Source organism: Boudabousia marimammalium, assembly GCF_001936115.1.
In the GTDB taxonomy this organism is placed as follows: Bacteria; Actinomycetota; Actinomycetes; order Actinomycetales; family Actinomycetaceae; genus Boudabousia; species Boudabousia marimammalium.
In genome coordinates, this window is sequence record NZ_MPDM01000008.1 from 18,119 (window position 1) to 39,752 (window position 21,634).

At 55.0% G+C, this 21,634-nt stretch carries 16 protein-coding genes and 2 tRNA genes; 11 read left to right on the forward strand and 7 right to left on the reverse strand.

The genetic code is table 11. From position 1 onward, the window contains the following. Positions 1–36: 36 nt before the first annotated feature. Both BM477_RS07155 and BM477_RS07160 read right to left on the reverse strand, forming a co-directional pair. Positions 37–906 (reverse strand): ABC transporter ATP-binding protein, encoded by an 870-nt coding sequence (locus BM477_RS07155; protein ID WP_245792891.1) that lies wholly within the window; start codon positions 904–906, stop codon positions 37–39. 10 nt (positions 907–916) lie between these two features. Continuing rightward, positions 917–1,966: an ABC transporter permease gene (locus tag BM477_RS07160; protein WP_075361988.1), complete on the reverse strand. Its 1,050-nt coding sequence runs from the start codon at positions 1,964–1,966 to the stop codon at positions 917–919. Between the two features lie 153 nt (positions 1,967–2,119). On the opposite strand from BM477_RS07160, the gene BM477_RS07165 reads away from it, so the two are divergent. Continuing rightward, complete coding sequence (locus tag BM477_RS07165; RefSeq protein ID WP_075361989.1) at positions 2,120–2,824, forward strand: hypothetical protein; 705 nt, start codon at positions 2,120–2,122, stop codon at positions 2,822–2,824. Positions 2,825–2,966: 142 nt separating this feature from the next. Here BM477_RS07165 and BM477_RS07170 read toward each other — a convergent pair whose 3' ends face one another. Beyond that, positions 2,967–3,344 (reverse strand): hypothetical protein, encoded by a 378-nt coding sequence (locus BM477_RS07170; protein ID WP_075361990.1) that lies wholly within the window; start codon positions 3,342–3,344, stop codon positions 2,967–2,969. 232 nt (positions 3,345–3,576) lie between these two features. Here BM477_RS07170 and BM477_RS07175 point away from each other — a divergent pair, with 232 nt between their 5' ends. Genes BM477_RS07175 through BM477_RS07185 form a run of 3 tightly spaced genes read left to right on the forward strand, consistent with a single transcriptional unit; the run spans position 3,577 to position 5,991 of the window. Continuing rightward, positions 3,577–4,068 (forward strand): nucleoside 2-deoxyribosyltransferase, encoded by a 492-nt coding sequence (locus tag BM477_RS07175; protein ID WP_075361991.1) that lies wholly within the window; start codon positions 3,577–3,579, stop codon positions 4,066–4,068. Then, the gene (locus tag BM477_RS07180; protein WP_075361992.1) at positions 4,046–4,915 is read left to right on the forward strand and encodes a TIGR03943 family putative permease subunit; all 870 of its coding nucleotides are present in this window, start codon (positions 4,046–4,048) and stop codon (positions 4,913–4,915) included. The genes BM477_RS07175 and BM477_RS07180 overlap by 23 nt, the downstream gene beginning before the upstream one ends. Beyond that, positions 4,912–5,991 (forward strand): permease, encoded by a 1,080-nt coding sequence (locus BM477_RS07185; RefSeq protein WP_075361993.1) that lies wholly within the window; start codon positions 4,912–4,914, stop codon positions 5,989–5,991. The genes BM477_RS07180 and BM477_RS07185 overlap by 4 nt, the downstream gene beginning before the upstream one ends. A 60-nt stretch (positions 5,992–6,051) precedes the next feature. On the opposite strand, the gene BM477_RS07190 is transcribed toward BM477_RS07185, so the two are convergent. Beyond that, positions 6,052–7,248, reverse strand: a complete 1,197-nt coding sequence (locus BM477_RS07190; RefSeq protein ID WP_075361994.1) for a diacylglycerol/lipid kinase family protein — start codon at positions 7,246–7,248, stop codon at positions 6,052–6,054. Between the two features lie 114 nt (positions 7,249–7,362). Between BM477_RS07190 and serS the strand changes: the two genes are divergently transcribed. The 3 genes from serS to BM477_RS07205 all read left to right on the forward strand — a co-directional run bounded on the left by serS (position 7,363) and on the right by BM477_RS07205 (position 9,849). Then, on the forward strand, positions 7,363–8,637 hold the full coding sequence (gene serS / locus BM477_RS07195; RefSeq protein WP_075361995.1) for a serine--tRNA ligase: 1,275 nt from the start codon (positions 7,363–7,365) through the stop codon (positions 8,635–8,637). After that, a complete protein-coding gene (locus BM477_RS07200) occupies positions 8,634–9,608 on the forward strand; it encodes an HAD family hydrolase (RefSeq protein ID WP_084543793.1) in 975 nt (324 codons plus the stop codon). The genes serS and BM477_RS07200 overlap by 4 nt, the downstream gene beginning before the upstream one ends. A 153-nt stretch (positions 9,609–9,761) precedes the next feature. Continuing rightward, positions 9,762–9,849, forward strand: a tRNA-Ser gene (locus tag BM477_RS07205). Positions 9,850–10,276: 427 nt separating this feature from the next. Here the strand turns inward: BM477_RS07205 and BM477_RS07210 are convergent. Continuing rightward, entirely contained in the window at positions 10,277–13,138 is a 2,862-nt protein-coding gene (locus BM477_RS07210) for a DEAD/DEAH box helicase (protein ID WP_075361996.1), read from the reverse strand. 154 nt (positions 13,139–13,292) lie between these two features. Here BM477_RS07210 and BM477_RS08370 point away from each other — a divergent pair, with 154 nt between their 5' ends. The 3 genes from BM477_RS08370 to BM477_RS07225 all read left to right on the forward strand — a co-directional run bounded on the left by BM477_RS08370 (position 13,293) and on the right by BM477_RS07225 (position 17,418). Beyond that, positions 13,293–13,502, forward strand: coding sequence for an LPXTG cell wall anchor domain-containing protein (locus tag BM477_RS08370; protein ID WP_158024403.1), 210 nt, complete (start codon positions 13,293–13,295; stop codon positions 13,500–13,502). 83 nt (positions 13,503–13,585) lie between these two features. Then, a tRNA-Ser gene (locus BM477_RS07220) sits at positions 13,586–13,674 on the forward strand. Positions 13,675–13,923: 249 nt separating this feature from the next. Next, positions 13,924–17,418 (forward strand): ExeM/NucH family extracellular endonuclease, encoded by a 3,495-nt coding sequence (locus tag BM477_RS07225; RefSeq protein ID WP_075361998.1) that lies wholly within the window; start codon positions 13,924–13,926, stop codon positions 17,416–17,418. 487 nt (positions 17,419–17,905) lie between these two features. On the opposite strand, the gene BM477_RS07230 is transcribed toward BM477_RS07225, so the two are convergent. Both BM477_RS07230 and BM477_RS07235 read right to left on the reverse strand, forming a co-directional pair. Continuing rightward, positions 17,906–18,709, reverse strand: coding sequence for a class I SAM-dependent methyltransferase (locus BM477_RS07230; protein WP_075361999.1), 804 nt, complete (start codon positions 18,707–18,709; stop codon positions 17,906–17,908). After that, positions 18,702–19,073 carry a cupin domain-containing protein gene (locus BM477_RS07235; protein ID WP_075362000.1) on the reverse strand — a complete coding sequence of 124 codons (372 nt, stop codon included), beginning with the start codon at positions 19,071–19,073 and terminating at the stop codon, positions 18,702–18,704. Before BM477_RS07235 ends, BM477_RS07230 begins: the two co-directional genes overlap by 8 nt. Before the next feature lie 185 nt (positions 19,074–19,258). On the opposite strand from BM477_RS07235, the gene BM477_RS07240 reads away from it, so the two are divergent. After that, positions 19,259–21,634 (forward strand): glycogen/starch/alpha-glucan phosphorylase, encoded by a 2,376-nt coding sequence (locus tag BM477_RS07240; RefSeq protein ID WP_075362001.1) that lies wholly within the window; start codon positions 19,259–19,261, stop codon positions 21,632–21,634.

Below are 21,634 nucleotides of genomic sequence, written 5' to 3' on the forward strand. Positions count from 1 at the left end.
TGAATGTGGGCAAATGAAATCCAAAAAGTGCAGGGATTAACTCCTCTGGAGCACGCCGTCTTCCATCCGGTAAACCGTGTCGACCTGATTAATCAGCCTCTCATCATGGGTGACCATGATGATACAGGTGTTGAAAGCGCGCGCCTGCTCACGCAGCAATGCGGCCACCTCATGCGCCTTCTTCGAATCCAAAGACGCGGTCGGCTCATCAGCTAAAATCACGGCCGGCCTGCCGTAAAGCGCGCGAGCAATCGCGGCGCGTTGCGCCTCACCACCAGAGAGGGAAGAACGATGCTTATCCTTCAGCTTCTCAATCCCCAAAGAGGCTAACAGCTTGTCACGATCCGCCTGAGTGTGGCCTTCTGTATCGCGAGTTTTAGCTGCACGATCAAAGAGCGTGAGCTGCTCATTAACCGTCAAATAGGGCACCAGATTGGAAGACTGTAAAACGAAACCGATAGTTTTCAAACGGACTTTTGCCCGCTCAGACTCATTCAAATCCGCCAGATTTTGTCCGCCCACCTGCACGGTTCCGCCGCTGGGTTTTTGGAGGCCGCCGATAATGGTCAGCATCGTGGATTTGCCGGAACCAGACGGGCCAATCAGGGCAATGAACTCACCCTCACGAGCTTGAAAATCTGTCGGCTGCAAGGCGTGAATCGTCTCAGAGCCCTGCTGGAAATCCTTATAGACTCCGTCTAGCTTCACAATCACCTGGCCTAGCTCCGCGTCGCCCTCGGGCTCGTGACGAGGGGGAGTAGCTGGCTCGGTCGCTTGCGCTTGAGCCGGGGATAACGGCTGGTCGGTGGCCTGTGCGCCCTCGGCCCGCTGTGCCTGTGTGTTTTCGGCGTTGAGCCGCTGCCGGCTGGGGAAACGCTCCTGGGTTTCGTCATGTTGCTCAGTCAACTTTGTTCCTTTACTTCAACGCAATCAGCGGATCAACTTTGGTGGCGCTACGCACGGAGAACAGCGCGCCCAACAGGCTGAAACCAACCATGATGGCACCCATCAATCCGAACAGCAGCCAAGGAATAGTGATGGGAACCTGCGGTGGGATGACCGCCTGCAAAGCAATCACGATGACCACCGCCAGCACGGAACCCAGAATGGAAAGAATCGCAGTCTGCCAGATTACGGACCAGCCAATCATCCAGTTACTGATGCCCTGCGTCTTCATGACGCCAAAAATCCGCCTCTTCTGCAAAGTGAGAACGTAAATGAAGATCCCCAAAATTACGGCTGAAACAATAATCAGCGCAATCACCATCAGCATGAAGGTCAGATTTTGTTCACTCACGCCAGGCAGCTCAGTGTAGAAATCTGAAAGGGTTTGCGAAGTCAGCTTGTAATCTTCCAGTTGACTGGCGGAAACCTCACCCTTGGTGGTGATTGCGGAAACAAAGCCACGATACTGCGGTCCGGTGCTCTGCCAATCTGGGATTGTCATATAAACAATCGGGGCGGCCGCATAGGTGCGATCAGTGGTGAAACCAACAATTTTGAAAGGCTCATCTCGCTGCGAGGTCTGCACTGTGTCGCCCAGCTTGTAGCCGTCTTGTTTCAAGCTGTCATCGGCGACAACCTCGCCCTCGGCCCCATACATTTTTCCCTCAACCAGCTGCGGCGCGGTGAAATCTTTGGGATCCATCGCCAAAATCGTGGTGGTGGTGCGCTCATCTCCGCGTTTGAGGGTGAGGACTCCCAAGCCGAGGCGGGCCACGTCTTCCGCCTCAATCTGCTTCGCGGCATCCTCGGGAATCAAGGAAGCCTGGATACTCTGGTTCGAGGCTTCGCTTAACAGCACATAATCGGAGTCAAGCTTTTGAATGCCCTGCGTCATTGCGGCCAGCAGCCCGACCGCCAGTGCGGTGAGGAAAAAGGCCAGAATCCCCACCAAAGTAATCATTGCGGTAATCAGCGCAAAGTGCCGTTTTTCGTGCGTAATCTCTTTGAAGGCTAGAAACATACCCTGATTATTACACAGTGTCATAAACCGGGTTTAGTTTTGTCTTGAGGACGAGGACGTGTGCGGTGGAAACCCGCCAGTTTCTGGTAATATTTCAGCCGTAATCAATGCTTTTAGCTGACTGCGTAAGCAATCATTATTTCGGGAGAACCAATGCGCGAAAAACGACTATTGGGTCGCAAAATTGTCACCTTGCTACCTATTTTGGCGCTGGCTGGGATGGGTTTAACAGCCTGCACCGCGGATGGACCGGCCGCTCCCACACCGGAGACAACCGCAGAGAAAGTGATGACAGTGGAGGCTGTTCCGACAGTTTCCACCCCGGAAGTTACGGTGGAAGCCACCCCGGAAGCTGCCTCGAAAAAGCAGGCAGTGAAACAGCTGAAAACGCCGCAGGGCTTTGACCTCCCCGCGGGCGCCTACCCTCAGGCTGGCGGCCCCATCCCGAAGGATGCTACCGAGATTACCTCTGTTCATACTGGGGATGGAGCTCAGGTAGCGACCTGGAAGACACCTTCAGGCAATATTGGTTGCGACCTGGGTCAGTTCGATGGTGAAGCAGTCGCGGGCTGTGGAATCTTGCAGGTGAAAACCGCCCCCAAGGTGCAAGGCCCCGATGGTCCAGACAGCCCCGCTAACTGGGTAGAGTTCAGTGACCCAGCGGGCGCGTATTTTGAGGTACTTAGCGACGTGGCGTTCTTTATGGTGCCTGAACCTGAAGCGCAGGTAGTCCCATACGGTCAGTCCGTCTTCTTTATGGATTATGCTTGCGTGTCCGAAAAGAGTGGCGTGACCTGCTGGAACGTGAAGAGCGGGCACGGTACCTTCATGAGCCGTGAGGGGCTAGAAATCTTCTAAAACAGATGCCCCCAGAGCAGATAAAAACCGCCCCTACTATTCCAGATTCTGGACGGTAGGGGCGGTTTCTGCTTCTTTAACTGAGATTTACTAAAGCTAAATCTCTAAACCTAGATTCACTACAGGTTAAACTCTTGAGAACCTAGATTCCTTGACTTGGGTTGGGAAGCATGGATGCCCCAATAATGGCGGCGATAATCATGATGATGAAGAACAGGGCGATGAAAATGCCGAAGACAATCAGGCGGGCTTTCGCGTAGTTCTTGCGGGATTCGCTCTGGTCAGAGGAAACTAAAATCACGATCCACCAGATCACAGACAGGAAGCTTTCAAGAATCAGGTTGATCACCCAAGACTTGGTGGAGTCGCCGTTAATGCCGCCCTGCTGAGCGGAAGACTGGTACATCGGCTGGGCGTACTGTCCTTGGCCGTACTGTCCTTGGCCGTATTGGGCCTGCTCTGCGGTGGCCGGGGTTTCAGCGGCGGCGTTGTTTTGGCTGGGATCGTACGGGTTAGTCATAAAGACTCCTTCTCATGTCAGCCTATTTGAGTATCATCTTGAACATAGTAATAGGCATTAGGTTACGTCTTGGCCACTATATCAATGGGCAGCATAAGAATCGAAACGCGTTTCGCAACTGTGTTGTATTCAACCGAAAAACTGGGTTCTATAGTTTAAAGTCCCGCCAACCTGTTAAAGTCGAAGCAGAACAAATCGGGTATCAAGCCCCGCTAACAGAAGGATAAAACAGATGGCTTTCGCATATGTTGCCGGCAATATTATGACCTACGGAAACCAGTGTGAGCTGGCTCGGGTGGAAGAAATCCTCACCGAAGCGGGGGTTGACTTCTATTCTCCCAGGTTGAATAAGTCAATCAACGACAAAAAAGCCGTCACAGTTGAAGCCAATAATGGCTTGGCTGAGCGCATCGTGAAAGCCGATACCGACCGAATCCGCCAAGCCGACATTATTGTGGTGATCGTGGATCAGGGTGGCATCGGCACCCTAGTGGAAATCGGTCAGATCTTCGAAATGGTTTCCCGCGGCGACAAGAAGCGAGTCTTCTTCACCTGCTCCGATATTCGCCGCACCGACCTGCCAGAACAGGGTGACCGTCGTAGCTTCAGCTTGAACCAGTACCTGTACGGCGTTATCTTGGCTCTGACCGACGGTAAAGGCATCCAAGAACTGGATGAAATTAAGGAAGAGTTGAAAGCCATTGTGGAGGCAGAAAACGCCTGATTCTCAGGGCAGCAAAGCACCCCATTCGGGGGTGTTCCATGAGCATTCGCATGATGTTCAAGCAGCACAGGCAGTAAACAGTGCTCTGCTGGCAGTGTTTTGGCTACTGGTATCAGTTTTTATTCTCAGCCTAGTAGCTAGCGGTCACGCCAATAACTATGTGCAAACCTTCTGGCGCCCATTTTTGCTGCTTGCCGCTACCCTAGTTGGACTGCTCAGCCTGTCAACACTGGGCCAAAGCCTGCGCCAAGCTTCGGGTAAAAATATGTTACGTACCCCATGGTTCGCTTATCTGCTGCTAATTCCCGCTGTTTTAGTAGTCGCCTCCGCGCCCTCCCCGCTGGGCGCAGCCATGTTAGAGAACTCCACCAACGCCAGCTCACTCAGCGGTTCGGACGGCGGCTCACCCTCGTCCTCGGCGATCGGCGCGAAATTCCAAGGCGGCCTCGACCTGACACCCCTAAACCCGAACCAGCCCAACCCGCTCACCCTAGAAGAACTCTCTGACCGCTTTAACCTAGGTGACCCGAAAGAACTATGGGGCAAACCGCTGCGGGTGATTGGTTTTGTTTCGCATGGCCTGCCTGAGGACGCCTACGGCGACATTGGGGAGCCGCGCAAACCCGGCCAACCCAAGGCCGCATACCAGCTAAGTCGTTTCAAAATTTTCTGCTGCGCCGCCGACGGAATCTCATACTCCGCCGTGATTGTGACCGACCAAGACATCCCTAATGACACCTGGCTGCAAATCGACGGACAAATCGTGGAAGATGACAGCCTCAACGCCGTATTCATTAAGCCCACCCGCATCACCCCAATCCCGCAGCCGGAGAAGCCATACCTATGAGCCGCCGACGCACCCTTGCCCTCACAGTTTTCGTCGCAATCGCGCTGGTCCTGATCGCATGGAGCCAATTCGGGGCCGGTTGGGGGAGCACCGCCAATCCCTTCCTGCCTCTGCCAGGACGACTTGAATCCTGGGCCGCCATTACGGTAGCCATCTGCGTCCAATCCTTCCCCTTCCTGGTGCTGGGCGTCAGCATCTCCGCCAGCATTGAGGCCTTCGCGCCGCCTGGATTCCTCCAAAAAATCACGCCCCGCAACCCGGTGTTAGCAGTGCCCGTCGCCTCGGTCGCCGCCGTAGGCTTACCGGGCTGCGAATGCGCGTCAGTGCCGGTCGCCCAATCATTCATCCGTAACGGTGTGGACCGCTCAGCCGCCCTAGTTTTCATGCTGGCTTCCCCAGCCGTGAACCCGGTCGTCCTAGTATCCACCGCGGTCGCCTTCTATGCGCTACCGGGCATGGTGTGGGCGCGGCTGGTGGCCTCTTTTGCGGCCGTCATTGCCGCGGGCTGGCTCTGGCTGGCAATCAGCCGCCGCCCGCAAGCTACTGTCGCCGCCGATTCCTCTGCTGTGGGCGCCTCACATACCAGCGAGCCAGACTCCCACTTCACGGTCGCCACTGATCTTGTTTCCACACCAGTCCGCGGCAACCAGTCAGGCACATGGCCACAAAAACTACGACTCTTCCAGCAAGCTGCCCTGCACGATCTGACGCAAGCCGGCGGCTTCCTAGTGCTGGGGGCAATCGCCGCCGGTTTCGTCAAAGTAATGGTGCCAATCAGCTGGTTCCACACCGTTTCACAACGACCCACCCTAGCGGTCCTTGTGATGGCACTACTGGCAATCTTGCTATCGCTTTGCTCCGAAGCGGACGCTTTCGTAGCGGCCTCCTTCACCGCAGTTTCCCCGACCGCGCAGCTGGCCTTCATGGTGGTCGGCCCCATGATCGACATTAAGCTAATCTCCATGCAAATCGGGGCTTTCGGCATCAAATTCGTGCGGGCCTTCATCCCGCTAGTGCTGGCTTGCGCACTATTATCTTCCGCAACTATCGGCTTCCTGTTTTTTGGGGCACTCTAACGCGCCCTCGTCCTCGGCCCCAAATCAAAGCCAGCCCCCATCCTGCGGCCTAGTAAAGTTTCAAGCCTGAGCGTTCAAGTTAGAAGTTGGTTTCGGGGCAACCACCTGCAAGGCGTGATGTGCGAGCTCAACCTTGAGTGCTTTCACCTTGCCGACCGGGTCGCCATCCAACTGCACATCATGGGCAGGCAAGCACTGCACGGTAGCCTCGCGGGCCTGACGGAACTTGATTGAAGCCGAATCCATCTTCACGTCGCGGCGGCTAAAACCAATCCCCTGAGCAATCACACGGTTGAACACATTCACCCAACCCAGCAGACCGTTACGGATATCCAAGGCCAGAACATCCAGCTGGCCATCATCCGGTTTCGCGTTTGGAATTAGGTTCAAACCCCCAGGGAGACGTCCACAGTTCGCAAACAGCAGGGTGCGCAAGAAAATATCGGAACTATGATCGGCATCATCCAAACGGACCCGCACATGCAGGCGCTCACCGAAAGCATTCTTAATGCCGGCCGCCACGTAGGCGCCCCAGCCAATCTGCTTCTTCAAATCAGAGCTCGTATCAGCCATCATCTTCGCGTCAAAGCCAACGCCTGCCATGACTAAGAACGGATGCCGGCCGCTAATCGAATAGGAGCGGGACTCCGGGTAGAGGGGACGCTGCAACTCCGTGGAAGGCGTCGCCGGGGACGGGGTTAAGGCATCCTCCTGATCCTCCATGATGGTTAACCAAGCCAAATCCATAGGCCTCGGGGTGCCGCTGAAAGCAATCCGCATCGCGGACTCTAAATCATCAGTCGGCAGGTTAATATTTCGCGCATAGAGGTTGGCGGTGCCGACCGGCAGAATCGCCAAAGGAATCCCACTGCCGTCCAGGATGCCGGCCACCAGACGTATAGTTCCATCACCACCGGCGGCAATCACCCTCGTCGCATTCGCAGAACGAGCCGCTCGCGCCTGACCAATCCCTGGATCATGCTCAGAAGTAGTCACAAAAGTACAGGTGTCATATTTCGCCAGTGAAGCAAACTTGGTGCACAGATTGCGGAACTGCTGCTCATCTCCAACCTTCAGCGGGTTGTAAATCACCCACGCCGTGCGTTGCGGGGAAGGGGTACGAGAGGGGGCCGAGGAAGCCTCCGCGGGGCTATCCGGGACCTCGGTGATTTCTAAGCCCCACCAAGCAACCCCGAAAACCACTAGACCCGCCACAATCACAATGGCCCAAAACATCACGTCCAGAAATAAGTCCATGCCATAACTTTACCGCAGACCCGGGACATCGCAGGTGCGACATTTCATGTAATTTGTGTTTTAAATGCGTGCTCTTGCCGCCCAAATTCTGCGGTAACGCGTTAAACTGTCACCATGATTGACATTCGTATTCTTCGTGAAAATCCGCAGGTCGCCCGCGACAGCCAGATCGCCCGCGGTGCAGACCCGGAACTGGTTGACCGTATTTTGGCTGCCGATGAGGCCCGCCGCTCCACTTTGCAGGCTTTTGAGGATTTGCGGGCGCAGCAGAAATCTGTGTCTCGGTCCGTGGGGAAAGCCTCCCCGGAGGAACGCCCGCAGATTTTGGTGCAGGCTAAAGAGCTGGCGTCAGCGGTGAAAGAGGCGGAAGCTGTCGCGAACCAGGCGCAGGCCGATTTTGATGAATCATCGCGTGCCCTGCAGAACCTGATTGAGGGGGCACCCTCCGGTGGGGAGGAAGATTTCGTGGTGCTACGCCATGAGGGTCCCGCTCCGCGTGATTTTGCGGCTGAAGGGTTTGAGCTTAAGGATCATCTTGATTTAGCTGAGGGGCTGCGCGCTATCGACATGAAGCGTGGCGCGAAGGTTTCTGGTGCACGGTTCTATTATCTGACTGGTATCGGTGCCCGTTTGGAGCTAGCTTTGCTGACCTGTGGGTTGGATCAGGCTGAGGCCGCTGGTTTTACCCCGATGATTACCCCGACCTTGGTGACGCCGGAGATTATGGGCGGCACCGGTTTCCTCGGTGCTCACGCTGACGAGATTTACTATCTGCCGGCGGATGAACTGTACCTGACGGGTACTTCTGAGGTTGCTTTGGCGGGCTACCACAAGGATGAGATTGTGGATTTGTCGGCGGGTCCGCGCCGCTATGCGGGATGGTCGACCTGCTACCGTCGTGAAGCTGGCGCCGCTGGCCGCGACACCCGTGGCATTATTCGCGTCCACCAGTTCAACAAGTTGGAAATGTTCAGCTACTGTGATCCGGCGGATGCGGCGGCTGAGCATGAGCGTCTGCTGGCTTGGGAAGAAGAAATGCTAGCGAAAGTGGGCTTGCCGTACCGCGTGATTGACACTGCCGCCGGCGATCTGGGTTCCTCCGCTGCCCGCAAGTTTGACTGTGAGGCTTGGCTACCCACCCAGAACCGGTGGATGGAAGTCACTTCCACCTCAAACTGCACGACCTATCAGGCCCGCCGCCTGAACGTCCGCTACAAGGATGCAGAAGGTCGCAACCAGATTGCCGCCACCTTGAACGGTACTTTAGCGACGACCCGCTGGCTGGTCGCAATCTTGGAGAATAATCAGCAAGCTGACGGCTCCGTGATTGTTCCTGAGGGCCTGCGTCCCTACCTAGGTGGCCGTGAAGTTTTGGAGCCCACTAAGTGACGAATCCGCAAGATGACGCCGCGCAGCTGAGCGAAGATTTAGAGCAGCTGGATCCGGTTACTAAGCCGATGGGTGGCCACTTCGGTGGCATTGCGCCGGGCGCTCCCACTGGTGATTTTGATTATCTGGTGGAAGTGGCGCGGGAGCAGCTGCCAGATGACCTGGTCATGGATCCGACCCAGATGCTGATTGCCTTCGATATTGATGGCACCACTTTGCTAAGCGACGGCACCGTCACGGAGCGAATGAAGCAGACCATTAAGCGCCTGCAGGCTGCCGGTGCGACGGTACTGTTAGCTTCGGGGCGTGCCTCTTGGGCGATTAAACCGGTCCTAGCCAAAATGGACATCACCAGCGGTTACGTGGTGTGTTCCAACGGCGCGGTTTTGATTCGTTTGGATGATTCCTACCCGGATGGTTTTGAAGTCATCATGGAGCGGACTTTCGATCCGACGGACGCGCTGCTGGCTTTGCGTGAGGCCATGCCGGACGTGCTCTTGGGGATTGAGATTGCCGACTTCGGCTTCGAGGTTTCTCACGCTTTCCCCGAGGGGGAGCTGACCGGTAATCAGCGGGTCGTGGACTTTGATCAGATGCTGCACCGCCAGGTTTGCCGAGTGATTGCCCGCGACCCGGATATGGATATTGTGAGTTTCAAGAACCTAGTTGAGTCTGCCGGCTTGCACTCTGTAGAGTGGGCGATTGGCTGGACCGCCTGGGTTGATATCGCGCCGGAGAACGTCTCAAAGGCTTCCGCTTTGGAGGAGCTACGGCAGCGTCTGAACCTGCCCATGGAGGGCACGATCACTTTCGGTGACGGCTGGAATGACGCGCAAATGCTGGAGTGGGCGCACCTGTCCGTCGCGATGGGGGATAGCCCGCAGGGCGTGGTCGATTTGGCTACTGCCCGCACGGCCCGCGTGGATGAGGATGGGGTTCCCGCCTTCATTGAGGCAATCTTGTCCCGCTAGTTCGCGTTTCGCGGCCACTTTGGTTGACGCGCCCTATCTCACGCTGTTTGCGTTGTGCTTATGTGTTAGTTTTCCGTTAATATATGACAGTTACTTGATGGTTTTCGAGGACGAGGGCGTGCGCCTTCGCCTGGTGGGCTGTCAAACTGACTTGGAGAGTTGTCTGAGCGGCCGAAAGAGACGGTCTTGAAAACCGTTGTACGGCGACCCCGTACCAAGGGTTCGAATCCCTTACTCTCCGCCGGTGAAACCCCGCTATCGTTGCGATAGTGGGGTTTTTGGTGTGTTTTTGCGGCACAGTGGGATGTTTTGCGACTCAGCGGTGTGTGGTTGGTGTGTGGCTGGTGCGGGGGTGGTGTGCGGCTGTGTTGCATAGTGTTGTTTTTGGTGTGTTTTTGCGGCTCAGTGGAACGTTTTGCGACTCAGCGGTGTGTGGTTGGTGTGTGGCTGGTGCGGGGGTGGTGTGCGGCTGTGTTGCATAGTGTTGTTTTTGGTGTGTTTTTGCGGCTCAGTGGAACGTTTTGCGACTCAGCGCGGTGTGGGTGGTGTGTGGTGGTTGGTGCGTGGGTGGTGTGTGGGCGCTGTGTGGGCGCGGTGTGGGTGGTGTGTGGTGGTTGGTGCGTGGGTGGTGTGTGGGCGCTGTTTGGGTGGCGGGAGAGTAGTGAGGTTTACGACTCGGTGGTAGAAAAAGTGGAGTGGTGCGGGAACATTTCGGGACTATCGCTACTGACCCTCTCAAGTTCTTCTTGCAAGATGGTGTTTATGCCTGTGGAGTCGACTTCGGGCTGCTCACCCTCGGCCTTTGACACGTCACCAGTGGGCTCTGAAGTCTCCATCTGAGTTGCCTGCTTACCGGCAACGGAATCATCCGCGAAAGCCGCAAAAACCTGTTGCTTCTCTTTCAGTAGCTCCATAATGCGTTCATCCACGGTCCGCTCCGCCAAGAGCCGGTACACGAACACGCTACGGGCTTGCCCCATCCGGTAGGCTCGTGACAATGCCTGATTCTCGCTGGAAGGTTTTAGCTGCGGTTCACAGAAAACCACGACGCTGGCTGCCTGAATATTTAACCCTGTGCCCCCTGACTGGATTTGGGCGACCAGCACTGAACCGGTGGGAGCCTCAGTAAACTCATCCACTAGCTCTTGCCGGCGAGCCGGCGGCACAGACCCGGTAATCAGGCCAATGCAAGCAGATCCCAGCAGTTCGGTGACACTCTCCAAGGTCTGCAAAAAGAACGAGAACACTATCACCTTGCGGCCCTCGGCCCCAGCCTGTTCCACGATGTCTAGCAACCGTTCTGCCTTAGCGGACTGGGTCAAATCAGGCGCATTCCAAGAAACCCTGCGCATCGCAGCGAAATCGGTCTCAGTTACAGTCTCCCTATATTTCAGCCATTCTTCCCGCGACAGTTCACACCATTCACTGCTTTCAACCAGGTCCGGTAGTTCACCTAAAACATCTTCACGCTTACGCCGCAGATAGACGGTTGCAACTTTTTCCCGGAAAGTTTCCGCCGTCAGCATGTGAGCCACCCCGAATAGGCTGGTGGCTAACTGCGGGCGCAGCAGCCTCACCAGGGAAACCATTTCTTCAACCTTGTTCTCCAAAGCTGTTCCTGTCATCAGCAAATGTCGGGGAGTGAACCTAGTTAAGTCACGCAGATGCTGGGTGCGTTGCGCTTCCGGGTTCTTCACATAGTGGGCTTCATCCACAATCAGCAAGCCGAAGCGGAAACCTTCAGGAAACACGAAATGTTTGAGCGTCTCAAAAGTTGTGACCGCTACTCCGCCGTCTGCCAGCCACCGTGCCAGGGCTTCTTCACGATCTTCGCCGTGAATCTTGACGGCTTTTAGATCAGATTTCTCTGAGATTTCTTTATCCCAGTTCGTCAGCACAGCGGCGGGACTTACCACCACGAAATGGGTTGCCCCAGCATTGCGTAACGCCACCATCACCGCGATGGCTTGCACAGTTTTCCCCAGACCCATTTCGTCACCTAGAATCACGCTGCCCTGATGGAGCACGTACTTTACGCCCCACTCCTGGTATCCGCGCAAGGTACAGTTCAAGCCTGCGAGGGACATTTTTTGCTCTGAAATCTGGGTGGCAAGTGCTTCCGGCAAACCGTACGTGGAGTTTTTGTTGCCGAGGATGCCCGGAAGAATCTCCTCCAGAATCTGATAGTACTCAATTGAGTTTTCAACAAAATCGGTCCAAGCGTCCGCTGTGATTGCTCCAGCAATCCGTGTTTGAGCGATAGCATAGTCAGAAATTAGGTCCTCATATGCGGGGCAGTAATGGTCTTGGAGGAAAGAAACTGTCTGCCTTAGCTGTTCTTTTTGGGTTTCAGCTAGTAAAGACCATGCCGGCCCATTGAGTCGCCGGAGCCGTCGAATCGTAGCTGCAATCCCAGTATTGGTTGCAGAAGCCGCATTTGCTCCGGCTACTTTTTCGTCGGAGATGCCCGCGCCCTCGGCAATCTTGTGGGATTGGTTCCGCTCCAACTGGGCCCACTGTTTACGGTATCCGTTTAGTAGTCGGTACTGTTGCACGGCGCGAACTATGCGGTCGCTGTCTTCGCTAGAATCATCAGGATTTAGCTTTAATGCTGCTCCGGAGGCAAGATTCTGCCCATACTGTTCAGCGGCTTCTTTTAGGAGGCGTGCTCCGTTGCGGCTGATTCCGTTAATCTCTTCCAGTTGCTTCGCTGAGGCAGCTTGGATGTGGGCGACCGTTAAATACCCGTGCTCTGTCAGAGTTTTTGTCCGCAGACGCGGAATTTCGCGTTTCATTGATTCAATCGGGATTTGTTCCAGTAAGGCAAAAGTCATTTCCTGCCGAAGTTTACCCGCGTTCTGTTTAATCACCGCGGCTAAATCCAGTTCTTGCTGGCTGAGAGACAGTTTCGCGTCCTCGATATGATCCAACCTTGCTTTCAAACTGACTAGTGCCGGGCTGGAGCCTTTAGCGCCCGTTGCGGGAAGTAGCGAGTAGGTGCGCTGGAAAGCTTCCCGATCTAGCTCAAAATTGAGGGTAGCTTCATCGGGGCCGGTTGCCGTCACCCGCTCGAAACTGCTACGCAACTGGGCATACTGCGTAAGGTATGAGCCGGAAGCGAGCTGTCGGAGTTTCTCATAGGCGCGCTCCGCTAGGGCTTTGCTGGTGCGGTTTGAGAAGAACCAGGAGAGGCGACTGGTCGCGGGGCTAAGCGCAATCAGGTTTTGCTGGACGACCGCGCTGTCTCGCTCTTGGAGGGCGAGGGCGCGCTGCTGCAAAGGCTCAAGCTGATTCAAAATTGATAAGTATTTCAAGAAATTTGGGGAGGGAAGGTCAAGGCTGGAGGGGAGTCCTGTCGCGTGGAAAAGCTCCGTATTTAGGGCATTCGCGTACTCGTTAGCTTCTAGGCTGGCCTCAAACTGTAGGCTACTTTGGGTGTCTTTTGCAGTGTCAAGTACTTGCTGTAGTAGTGCCTGGTTGGCTTTATGGTATGTGATTAGTTGCACCGCATCATTACGGGTGAAAGTCACTATTATGCTCCCTGCCTGCCGGAATGGATGGGACTATTCTACAACTGGTCATTGGTGGGAGGGCGGGACATATTCTGAGATGGGGCACGCCTGCAAGGGTGGAGAGCTAGTATGCTGGGACGGAAGTGAGTGCGATTGTGAACCGGAGGAAACTGTGAATCGATTTCATGAGAAGATCTTGATGGCTTTAGTGCTTTTGTTGGCTGCCCTGCCAGTCGTGCTGGCCGTAATCTTGTTTGCCAGACTTGGCCAGTACTGGCTACTTGCTATTTTGGTTGGGGTGGCGTTACTGGCGCTATTGGCCTGGTGGCTCCGCCGACGGAAGGAAAAGAAGCTCGGTTTGGGTAAGTTTAAGACAATGTAACCAAGATTTCACTGTTTTGCGGTAGCCCAATCCGCTTCTAGACTGTAAACTCTGTGCGTACCCTTCCGAACGAAGGCGTATCAGGAGACGTGGCCGAGCGGCCGAAGGCGCTCCCCTGCTAAGGGAGTAGGGGCTGAAAGGTCCCTCGAGGGTTCAAATCCCTCCGTCTCCGCAAATGGTTCCCGTTGCTCTTTGGCAACGGGACTTTTTGTTGCTGTATTGCTATTTCTTATCGCTGTATGTGCGCATTTGTTGGAATAGCTGGTCTTACTATTTGTATATGACAACCCTGTCTTCTTTTGACGCTGACAATTAGTCAAGTAGCAAAGAGTAATGTCCCGCGGCTTTGTTAGGATGAGACTGGTCTCAGACCTTTGAAATGATTTTGCCAACAATAGAAATTCTAAAGGAAGGTGCGAGAGTGAATCTTTTCCGTTCGTACAAACTGACTGCCTTAACCATGCTGTCAGTTGCTGCGGTATCATTGACTGCTTTGCCGGCGGCCTCTGCCTCTGCACAGACACCAGATCACCTGGTGATTAATGAGGTGTACGTATTTGGTTCCTCGAAGGGTGCTACGCACTGTGACTTCGTTGAACTATATAACCCGACTAGTGGAGATATTTCCCTTGCTGGGATGTCTCTGGTAGCAAGTAACTCTAAGGGTGCGGATCGTAACCCGATTACTTTTACTAATGAAGTAGTTAAAGCGAATGGGCACTTCTTCGTCGAGGGTGCATGCTCTCCTGGTACCGCGAATGCCAATGCTGACAAGGTTGATCGCACTGACTTGAACCTTGCGCAGAGTGCTGGCGCTGTCGCTTTGAAGCGTGGCACTGAGGTTGTTGACCTGTTCGGTTGGGGTAGCAGCCCGAAGTTTGAGGGTGCCGCGGCTGTCAAGCCAGCTTCGGTTAAAGAGAACTCTTTCCAGCGTATGAATGCGGCTGACACTGACAACAACAGTGCTGATTTTGTTTTCGCTGCGGCTACCCCGAAGACCTCGAAGGATATGACGGATCCAGCGCCAGTCGATCCGACTCCTGGCGACGCCAATACGACCCCGGATGCTCCTGCCGAGACCCCGGATGCTCCTGCCGCTACCGTGACTCCGATTGCGCAGATTCAGGGAACTGGTGCTGCCACCTCGTTGGCTGATCAAGAAGTAACCACTCGTGGTGTTGTCACCGCTGTTTACCCCTACGGTGGCTATTACGGTTTCTACATTCAGACCCCGGGTGCGCGTACTGCTGACGCTTCCGACGGTATTTTCGTACACAGCACCTACGACCACCAGGTCGATTTCAAGACTGTGACCATTGGTAGCTATGTTGAGGTCACGGGTGTTGCACAAGAGTACAAAGACCTCACTCAGCTTGACTACCGTAGTCACAAGGTATTGACCGAGCAGGTTGATCCGATTGTGCCGGTTGAGATGGAGTACCTTCCCGAAGGTGATCAGGCCCGTGAAAAACTTGAGGGCATGCTGGTTAAGGTAACTGGTCAGCACACTATCTCCTCTAACTACTTCACTAACCGGACTGGCCGTATGGACTTGGCCCCCGGCGATAAGCCTTACCTTCAGCCTTCCGACGTGGTCAGCCCTTCCGCTGACCGTGCAAAAGCTCAGGAACTCGCTGACAAGATTGAAGCACAGCGTTTCGCCATTGATGATGGCTGGTCGTGGGACTACACCAAGTTCGATAAGAAGAAGATGAACATCAACAATGGCTGGCTGAACTATCTGAACAGCGTGCCCTGGCTTGACTACAATGATTCCCCGCGCGTCGGTCGTCATCTCAATCTGACGAAACCCATGATTCTTGATCAGCGTACTGAGAACCGTGAGGCACGTTGGACTTTGCAACCCACAGAGCCTCTTTCAAACCGTGACGAGACTTGGGGTGCAGAGAAATGGCGTTCTTGGGTGCAGTTCGGCCCGTCGACTCGCACTGCTGCCCCTACTTTCACTGAAGGTAACATCACCATTTCGTCTTTCAACGTGCTCAACTACTTCACCAAGTTGGCCGAGGGTGATGGCTGCCAGCAATACACTGCGTATGATGGAACTGCGCTAACTGGTAAGCGTTGCAAGCCTCGCGGTGCAGCCTCAGATCAGGCTTTCCAGATGCAACAGGCGAAGATTGTGAAGGCAATCAATGAGTTGGACTCCACTGTTGTCGGTTTGGAAGAGATCGAAAACTCGATCAAGTTCGGCAAAGATCGCGACGAGACTTTGAACAATCTGGTTGCCGCATTGAATGCAGACGCTGGTTCCACCAAGTGGGCAGCAGTCGCATCTCCGGCCGCTGAGGCGCTTCCGTCAGTATCCGATCAGGACTACATCCGTTTGGCCTTCATCTATCAGCCCGAAAAGGTTCAGCCAGTTGATGCTTCTAAGGTCATGAAGGATAACGACCATTTCACCGGTGCTGCCCGTGAGCCGTTGGGGCAAAAGTTCCAGGCTGTTAAGGACGGTGCAGCGGCAGGTAAGGTATTCGCGGTTGTTGTTAACCACTTCAAGTCTAAGGGTAGCTTGAAGGACCCCAGCGACACTGATGAGTTCCAAGGAAACAACTTCCAGTTACGTGTCCGCCAGGCTGAAGAGATGGGTAACTGGGTGAACAATGAGTTCTCCGGTGTTCCCACTTTTGTCATTGGTGACTTGAACTCATACTCTAAGGAAGACTCTATTCTGAAGCTTGAAGAGCTTGGTTTTGTCAATGTTGCAGATACCTATATCACTGGCGACAACAAGAAGGAGTCCTACCAGTTCGGCGGCATGGTTGGTTCACTGGACCACGCTTTGGGCAACGCTGATGCCATGAGCATGGTCAAAGGTGCCGATATTTGGAACGTCAACGCCATGGAGCCTCTTGCTTTCGAGTATTCACGTTGGAATTACAACCACAACTACGAGCACTTCTTCGATGCCACTTCTCCGTACCGTTCCTCCGATCACGATCCGATTAAGGTGGCTATCTGCACTTTAGACAATGATTGTGTCGAGGCCACTCCGGAGCCGACTGTGGAGCCCACGGTTGAGCCGACTGTGGAACCTACGGTTGAGCCTACGGTTGAGCCTACTCCTGAGGTGACTGTGGAGCCTACTGCGGAACCGACAACCGAGCCGACTGTGGAGCCCACGGCTGAGCCTACTGTGGAGCCTACTGTGGAGCCCACGGCTGAGCCTACTGTGGAGCTTACTGTGGAGCCTACGGTTGAGCCGACTCCTGAGGTGACTGTGGAGCCTACTGCGGAACCGACAACCGAGCCGACTGTGGAGCCTACTGTGGAAATGGTCCTGCACCGTGCCGACGCTCCTGCTCCGGTAAAAGCTCCGTTCCGAGACATGCCTGTTTCGCGCGCATTCGCTGGAGAGGTTGCTTGGATGGCCACAAACCAGTATTCCACTGGCTACCCGAATGGAACCTATGGTCCGTTGAAGTCAGTGAACCGTGACGCGATGGCCGCCTTCTTGTACCGTGTGGCAGGTAGCCCGGCTGTTGACACTTCCAAGCCGGCATTCAAGGATGTCCCGAAGAACAACTTGTTCTACAAGGAGATTCAGTGGATGCATGCTTCCGGTATTTCCACGGGCTGGAATGATGGTACTTACCGTCCGGGTCAGCCCGTGAGCCGTGAGGCGATGGCTGCGTTCTTGTTCCGGTTCTGTGACCAGATGCCTGACCAGTGTGCGTCGGCTATTAATCCCGATACTTTGGATGTCTCCAACGCGAAGATGTTCACTGATGTTGCCGGCAGCCAGTTCGGTCGCGAGATTACTTGGCTGGCCGCCGCTAAGGTGAGCACTGGTTGGGATGATGGCAGGTTCCGCCCCGGTGAGCCGATCCACCGTGATGCAATCGCCGCTTTCTTGTACCGGATGAAGAACAACTATCTAGCACCGGTTAAGTAGACGCTGTAGCGCCGGCTGAATAGGAAGGTTAGCTAAATAGGAGCGCCTGCTCCTAAAGGTAGTCAGCTAGTTTACTGCCTGCTGCAAAATTGATGACAGCCAAGCACGATATAGATTGCTGGCTACCTGCCTGGGCGTTTAGGATGTCGACTTTGGGGTTGGGGTTAAGGCAACAATTCTCGTAGCCCCAACCCCAAAATGCCGTGTGTGGGAGATTAAGTCTCACGTAACTGGAGGATTTGGTCGGTCTTGCCAGCTTGGGTATGGCTTTCGGCCGGAAATAGCGGTTCGTCGCCAGGATGCTTAAGCGGCTTAGTTTACAAGTAAAATAGAGTCCCGCCAGCATCATGCTGGCGGGACTCTATTTGTCTTCTACTGTTGTAGACACAGAAATAATTTGGAGGAGATTGCACGTAAATGTCTCGACAGCCTCTATGCTCTCATGCCTTTATACGTGTATTGTCCACGTGAATCTCACGCGGTACTTCTATAGTTTGCGTGCGACCAGCCCAATCGCGTTCAAATACTCCCGGTTCGCGCGGAAAACCTTCCTCATTCCCAGCACCCGCTTGCGGCCAGCCGGGTTCGTTACCATGTTCTTCACAAACTTTAAGAAACCGCCCAAACCCTCGTCTTGAATCATCCGTTTTGGCTCCAGCAAAGCCATCGCGTTGGTCCACACGAACTCAACTTCCAGCCCGGCAGATTCCAAGAGTTTGCGCCATTCTTGCTCGGTCAGTGGCCGTGCCCCGACCTTAATGGAACGCGAAAGCCCTTTCTGAACCTCTTTTACCACTTCGGCGGGTAGATTGTCAGGGTGGAAACCTAGCTCGTGCACCAGATAGCGGCCGCCCGGCGCCAAGATGCGCGCAGCCTCCGCCACAATCGCGGCTTTCCCGGCCGGTGATTGCATAGTCAGCATGGCTTCCCCGACTACTAAGTCCGCGCAGCCATCTTCCAGCCCGGTCTCCGCGGCATCAGCTGTGACCTTCTGCGCTTGCGGGTAGGGCGCCATCACTTCAGCTAAGGCTGGTGCGCCTTCCGGGTTCGGGTCCACCGCAGTATAGGAGACTGGGTTTACCGCCAGCAAATGTTCGGCCGTTCGCCCCACTCCGGGCCCGAATTCGACGATTCGGTCCGTAGTCGAGGGGGCCGCTGCTGACAAGAGGCGCTGGGTCATTTCAATCCCGCCGGGACGCAGGACTCGCTTCCCCATTTTGGCTAACAGCCAGTGCCCTTGGAGGCGGTGTTCTTCAGGTCCGGGGCGCAGATCGCGGCGTGGTTCACTCATTTGTTCCTGCCTCCGTCCCAGTTTCGGATTCCGTTACCTTAACTAGGGTCAGCGACATATGGCAGGGGGAGAGCGCTTCGAGAGCATGGCGGTCACCAGGTGCTAGGTAGACTACGTCACCCGCGGCAAGGAGAGTTTCTTGGTCTCCAATCGTGAACCGCATTGAACCGGAAAGTAGGTTGACAATGACGGCGCGCGGGGAGGCGTGCTCGGTGAGGACTTGTCCAGCATCAAAGCTAAAGAGGACGTGGCGAAGTACGTCATTGTTTACTATCATGCGGGAGGTGGTTGCTGCCTCTAAGATGGGTAGCTTGTCGAATAGCCCGGTATGGAAAGAGGACTGGGAAACGGGAGTGGAAGGCATAAAAATTCCTTTGCTTAGACTTACCTAACTACCCTACAGGGAGTGGGCTGGAAAACCTAGAGCTAAATTCTGTAGAGGGGGCTGCTGATTTTTGTAGAATGTGAAGTGCGCCAATCAACAGCTTCAGAAGTCCCAAAAACTCGGCTCAGCCGGTAGCCTGTTAGAGAACCAATCTAAGGAGCAGTATGTCTAATCTTGAACTGTCCAACAATTTGGGCGCCTTTGTGCGTAGTGAGTCCGGCCGCACTACCGAAAATTCGACTTTGCGTGAGTTTTGGGCGGGCTTATCGGCTGCTGTCATGGCTGAACTGGCTGATGACTGGGATAAAACTCGGCGAACCTATGCCGCGGGCCGGCAGGAGCATTATCTTTCTGCCGAGTTTTTGGAAGGCCGCGCACTGCTTAACAATCTGACCAACCTTGGCCAAGTCGAAGATGCGGCGAAAGCGTTGGAACATTACGGGCTGAACCTCAGCGACGTCCTCGAAGAAGAACCCGATGCTGCACTCGGAAATGGCGGCCTAGGCCGTCTTGCAGCCTGCTTCTTAGATTCCTGCGCGACCTTGAACCTGCCTGTCACCGGCTACGGCATCCTGTACCGTTACGGCCTGTTCCGTCAAGAGTTCGACAATGGCTTCCAGGTTGAGCACCCTGACGCCTGGATGGAAGAAGGGTACCCCTTCGTTATCCGCCGCGAAGAAGAACAGCGTCGTGTCTCTTTCGCTGACTTAAATGTGCGGGCCATCCCATACGACATGCCGATCACCGGCTACGGCACGAAGAACGTCGGCACGCTGCGCCTGTGGCGTTCAGAGCCGATTGAAGAGTTTGACTACGACGCCTTCAACTCGCAGCGCTTCACTGATGCCATCGTGGAACGTGAACGCGTCATGGACCTGTGCCGTGTCCTCTACCCGAACGACACCACTTTTGAAGGTAAAGTTCTGCGCGTCCGTCAGCAGTACTTCTTCACCTCCGCCTCCCTGCAGGAAATGCTGGACAACTACATTCAGCAGCACGGCAGCGACCTGAGCGACTTCGCCAAGTACAACTGCATCCAGCTGAATGACACCCACCCGGTGCTGGCTATCCCAGAGCTTATGCGTCTGCTCCTGGATGAGCACAAGATGACTTGGGAAGACGCCTGGGAGATTGCCACCAAGACTTTCGCCTACACGAACCACACCGTGCTGGCTGAAGCCCTGGAAACTTGGCAGATTTCCATTTTTGAGAAGCTCTTCCCGCGAATCCTTGAAATCATTTACGAAATCGACCGTCGTTTCCGTGCTGAGCTCACCGAAAAGGGCTACCATCCGGGCAAAATCGACTACATGGCGCCAGTCCAAAACGGCATGGTGCACATGGCGTGGATCGCCTGCTACACGTCCTTCTCCATTAACGGTGTGGCCGCCATGCACACTGAAATCTTGAAGGCTGAAACCCTGCACGACTGGTACGAGATTTGGCCCGAGCGCTTCAACAACAAGACGAACGGCGTGACCCCGCGCCGCTGGTTGAACCAGTGCAACACGGAGCTGTCCGCCCTGCTGACTGAGCTGTCTGGCTCCGACGCATGGGTTTCCGACCTAGATAAGCTCAAAGAGCTGGAGCATTTCGCTGACGATGAGGGCGTGCTACGTCGCCTAATCGACATTAAAGATGGAAACAAGCGGGACTTCGCGCAATGGGTGGAGCGCCGCGACGGCATCAAGATTGACCCTGACTCAATCTATGACGTTCAGATTAAGCGACTCCATGAGTATAAGCGTCAGCTGATGAATGCCCTGTACATCATTGACCTGTACTTCCGGATTAAGGACAATCCGGAAGGCAACTGGGTGCCGCGCACCTTCATCTTCGGTGCTAAATCAGCGCCCGGCTACGTCCGTGCCAAAGCGATCATTAAGCTGATTAACGAGGTTGGCCGCGTCATCGCTAACGACCCGGTAGTGTCCAAGTTTGTGACCGTGGTCTTCGTGGAAAACTACAATGTTTCCCCCGCTGAACACATCATCCCGGCAGCGGACGTCTCGGAGCAGATCTCCACGGCAGGTAAAGAAGCGTCCGGCACTTCGAACATGAAGTTCATGATGAACGGCGCCCTCACCCTCGGCACCCTAGATGGTGCGAACGTGGAAATCGTGGACGCCGTCGGAAACGAAAACGCCTACATTTTTGGCGCCAAGGAAGAAGAACTACCCGCCTTGCGGGCACAAACCCATCCGCGTGAGTTCTACCAGACTGTCCCCGGTTTGAAGCGGGCCGTGGACGCCCTCGTGGACGGAACCTTGGACGATAACGCCAGCGGCATGTTCCACGACCTGCTGGTCTCCCTGCTGGATGGTTCTTCCTGGGAAGGCGCGGACGTGTACTACGTGCTGGGTGACTTTGCAGCCTACCGTGAAGCCCGCGACCGCATGGCTGAAGACTGGGCGAAAGACCGCCTAGCTTGGGCGCGTAAGTGCTGGATCAACATTGTGAACTCCGGCCGCTTTAGCTCCGACCGCACCATCAGCGACTATGCCCGTGAGGTGTGGAAGCTGGAAGAAACCCGGATCTGA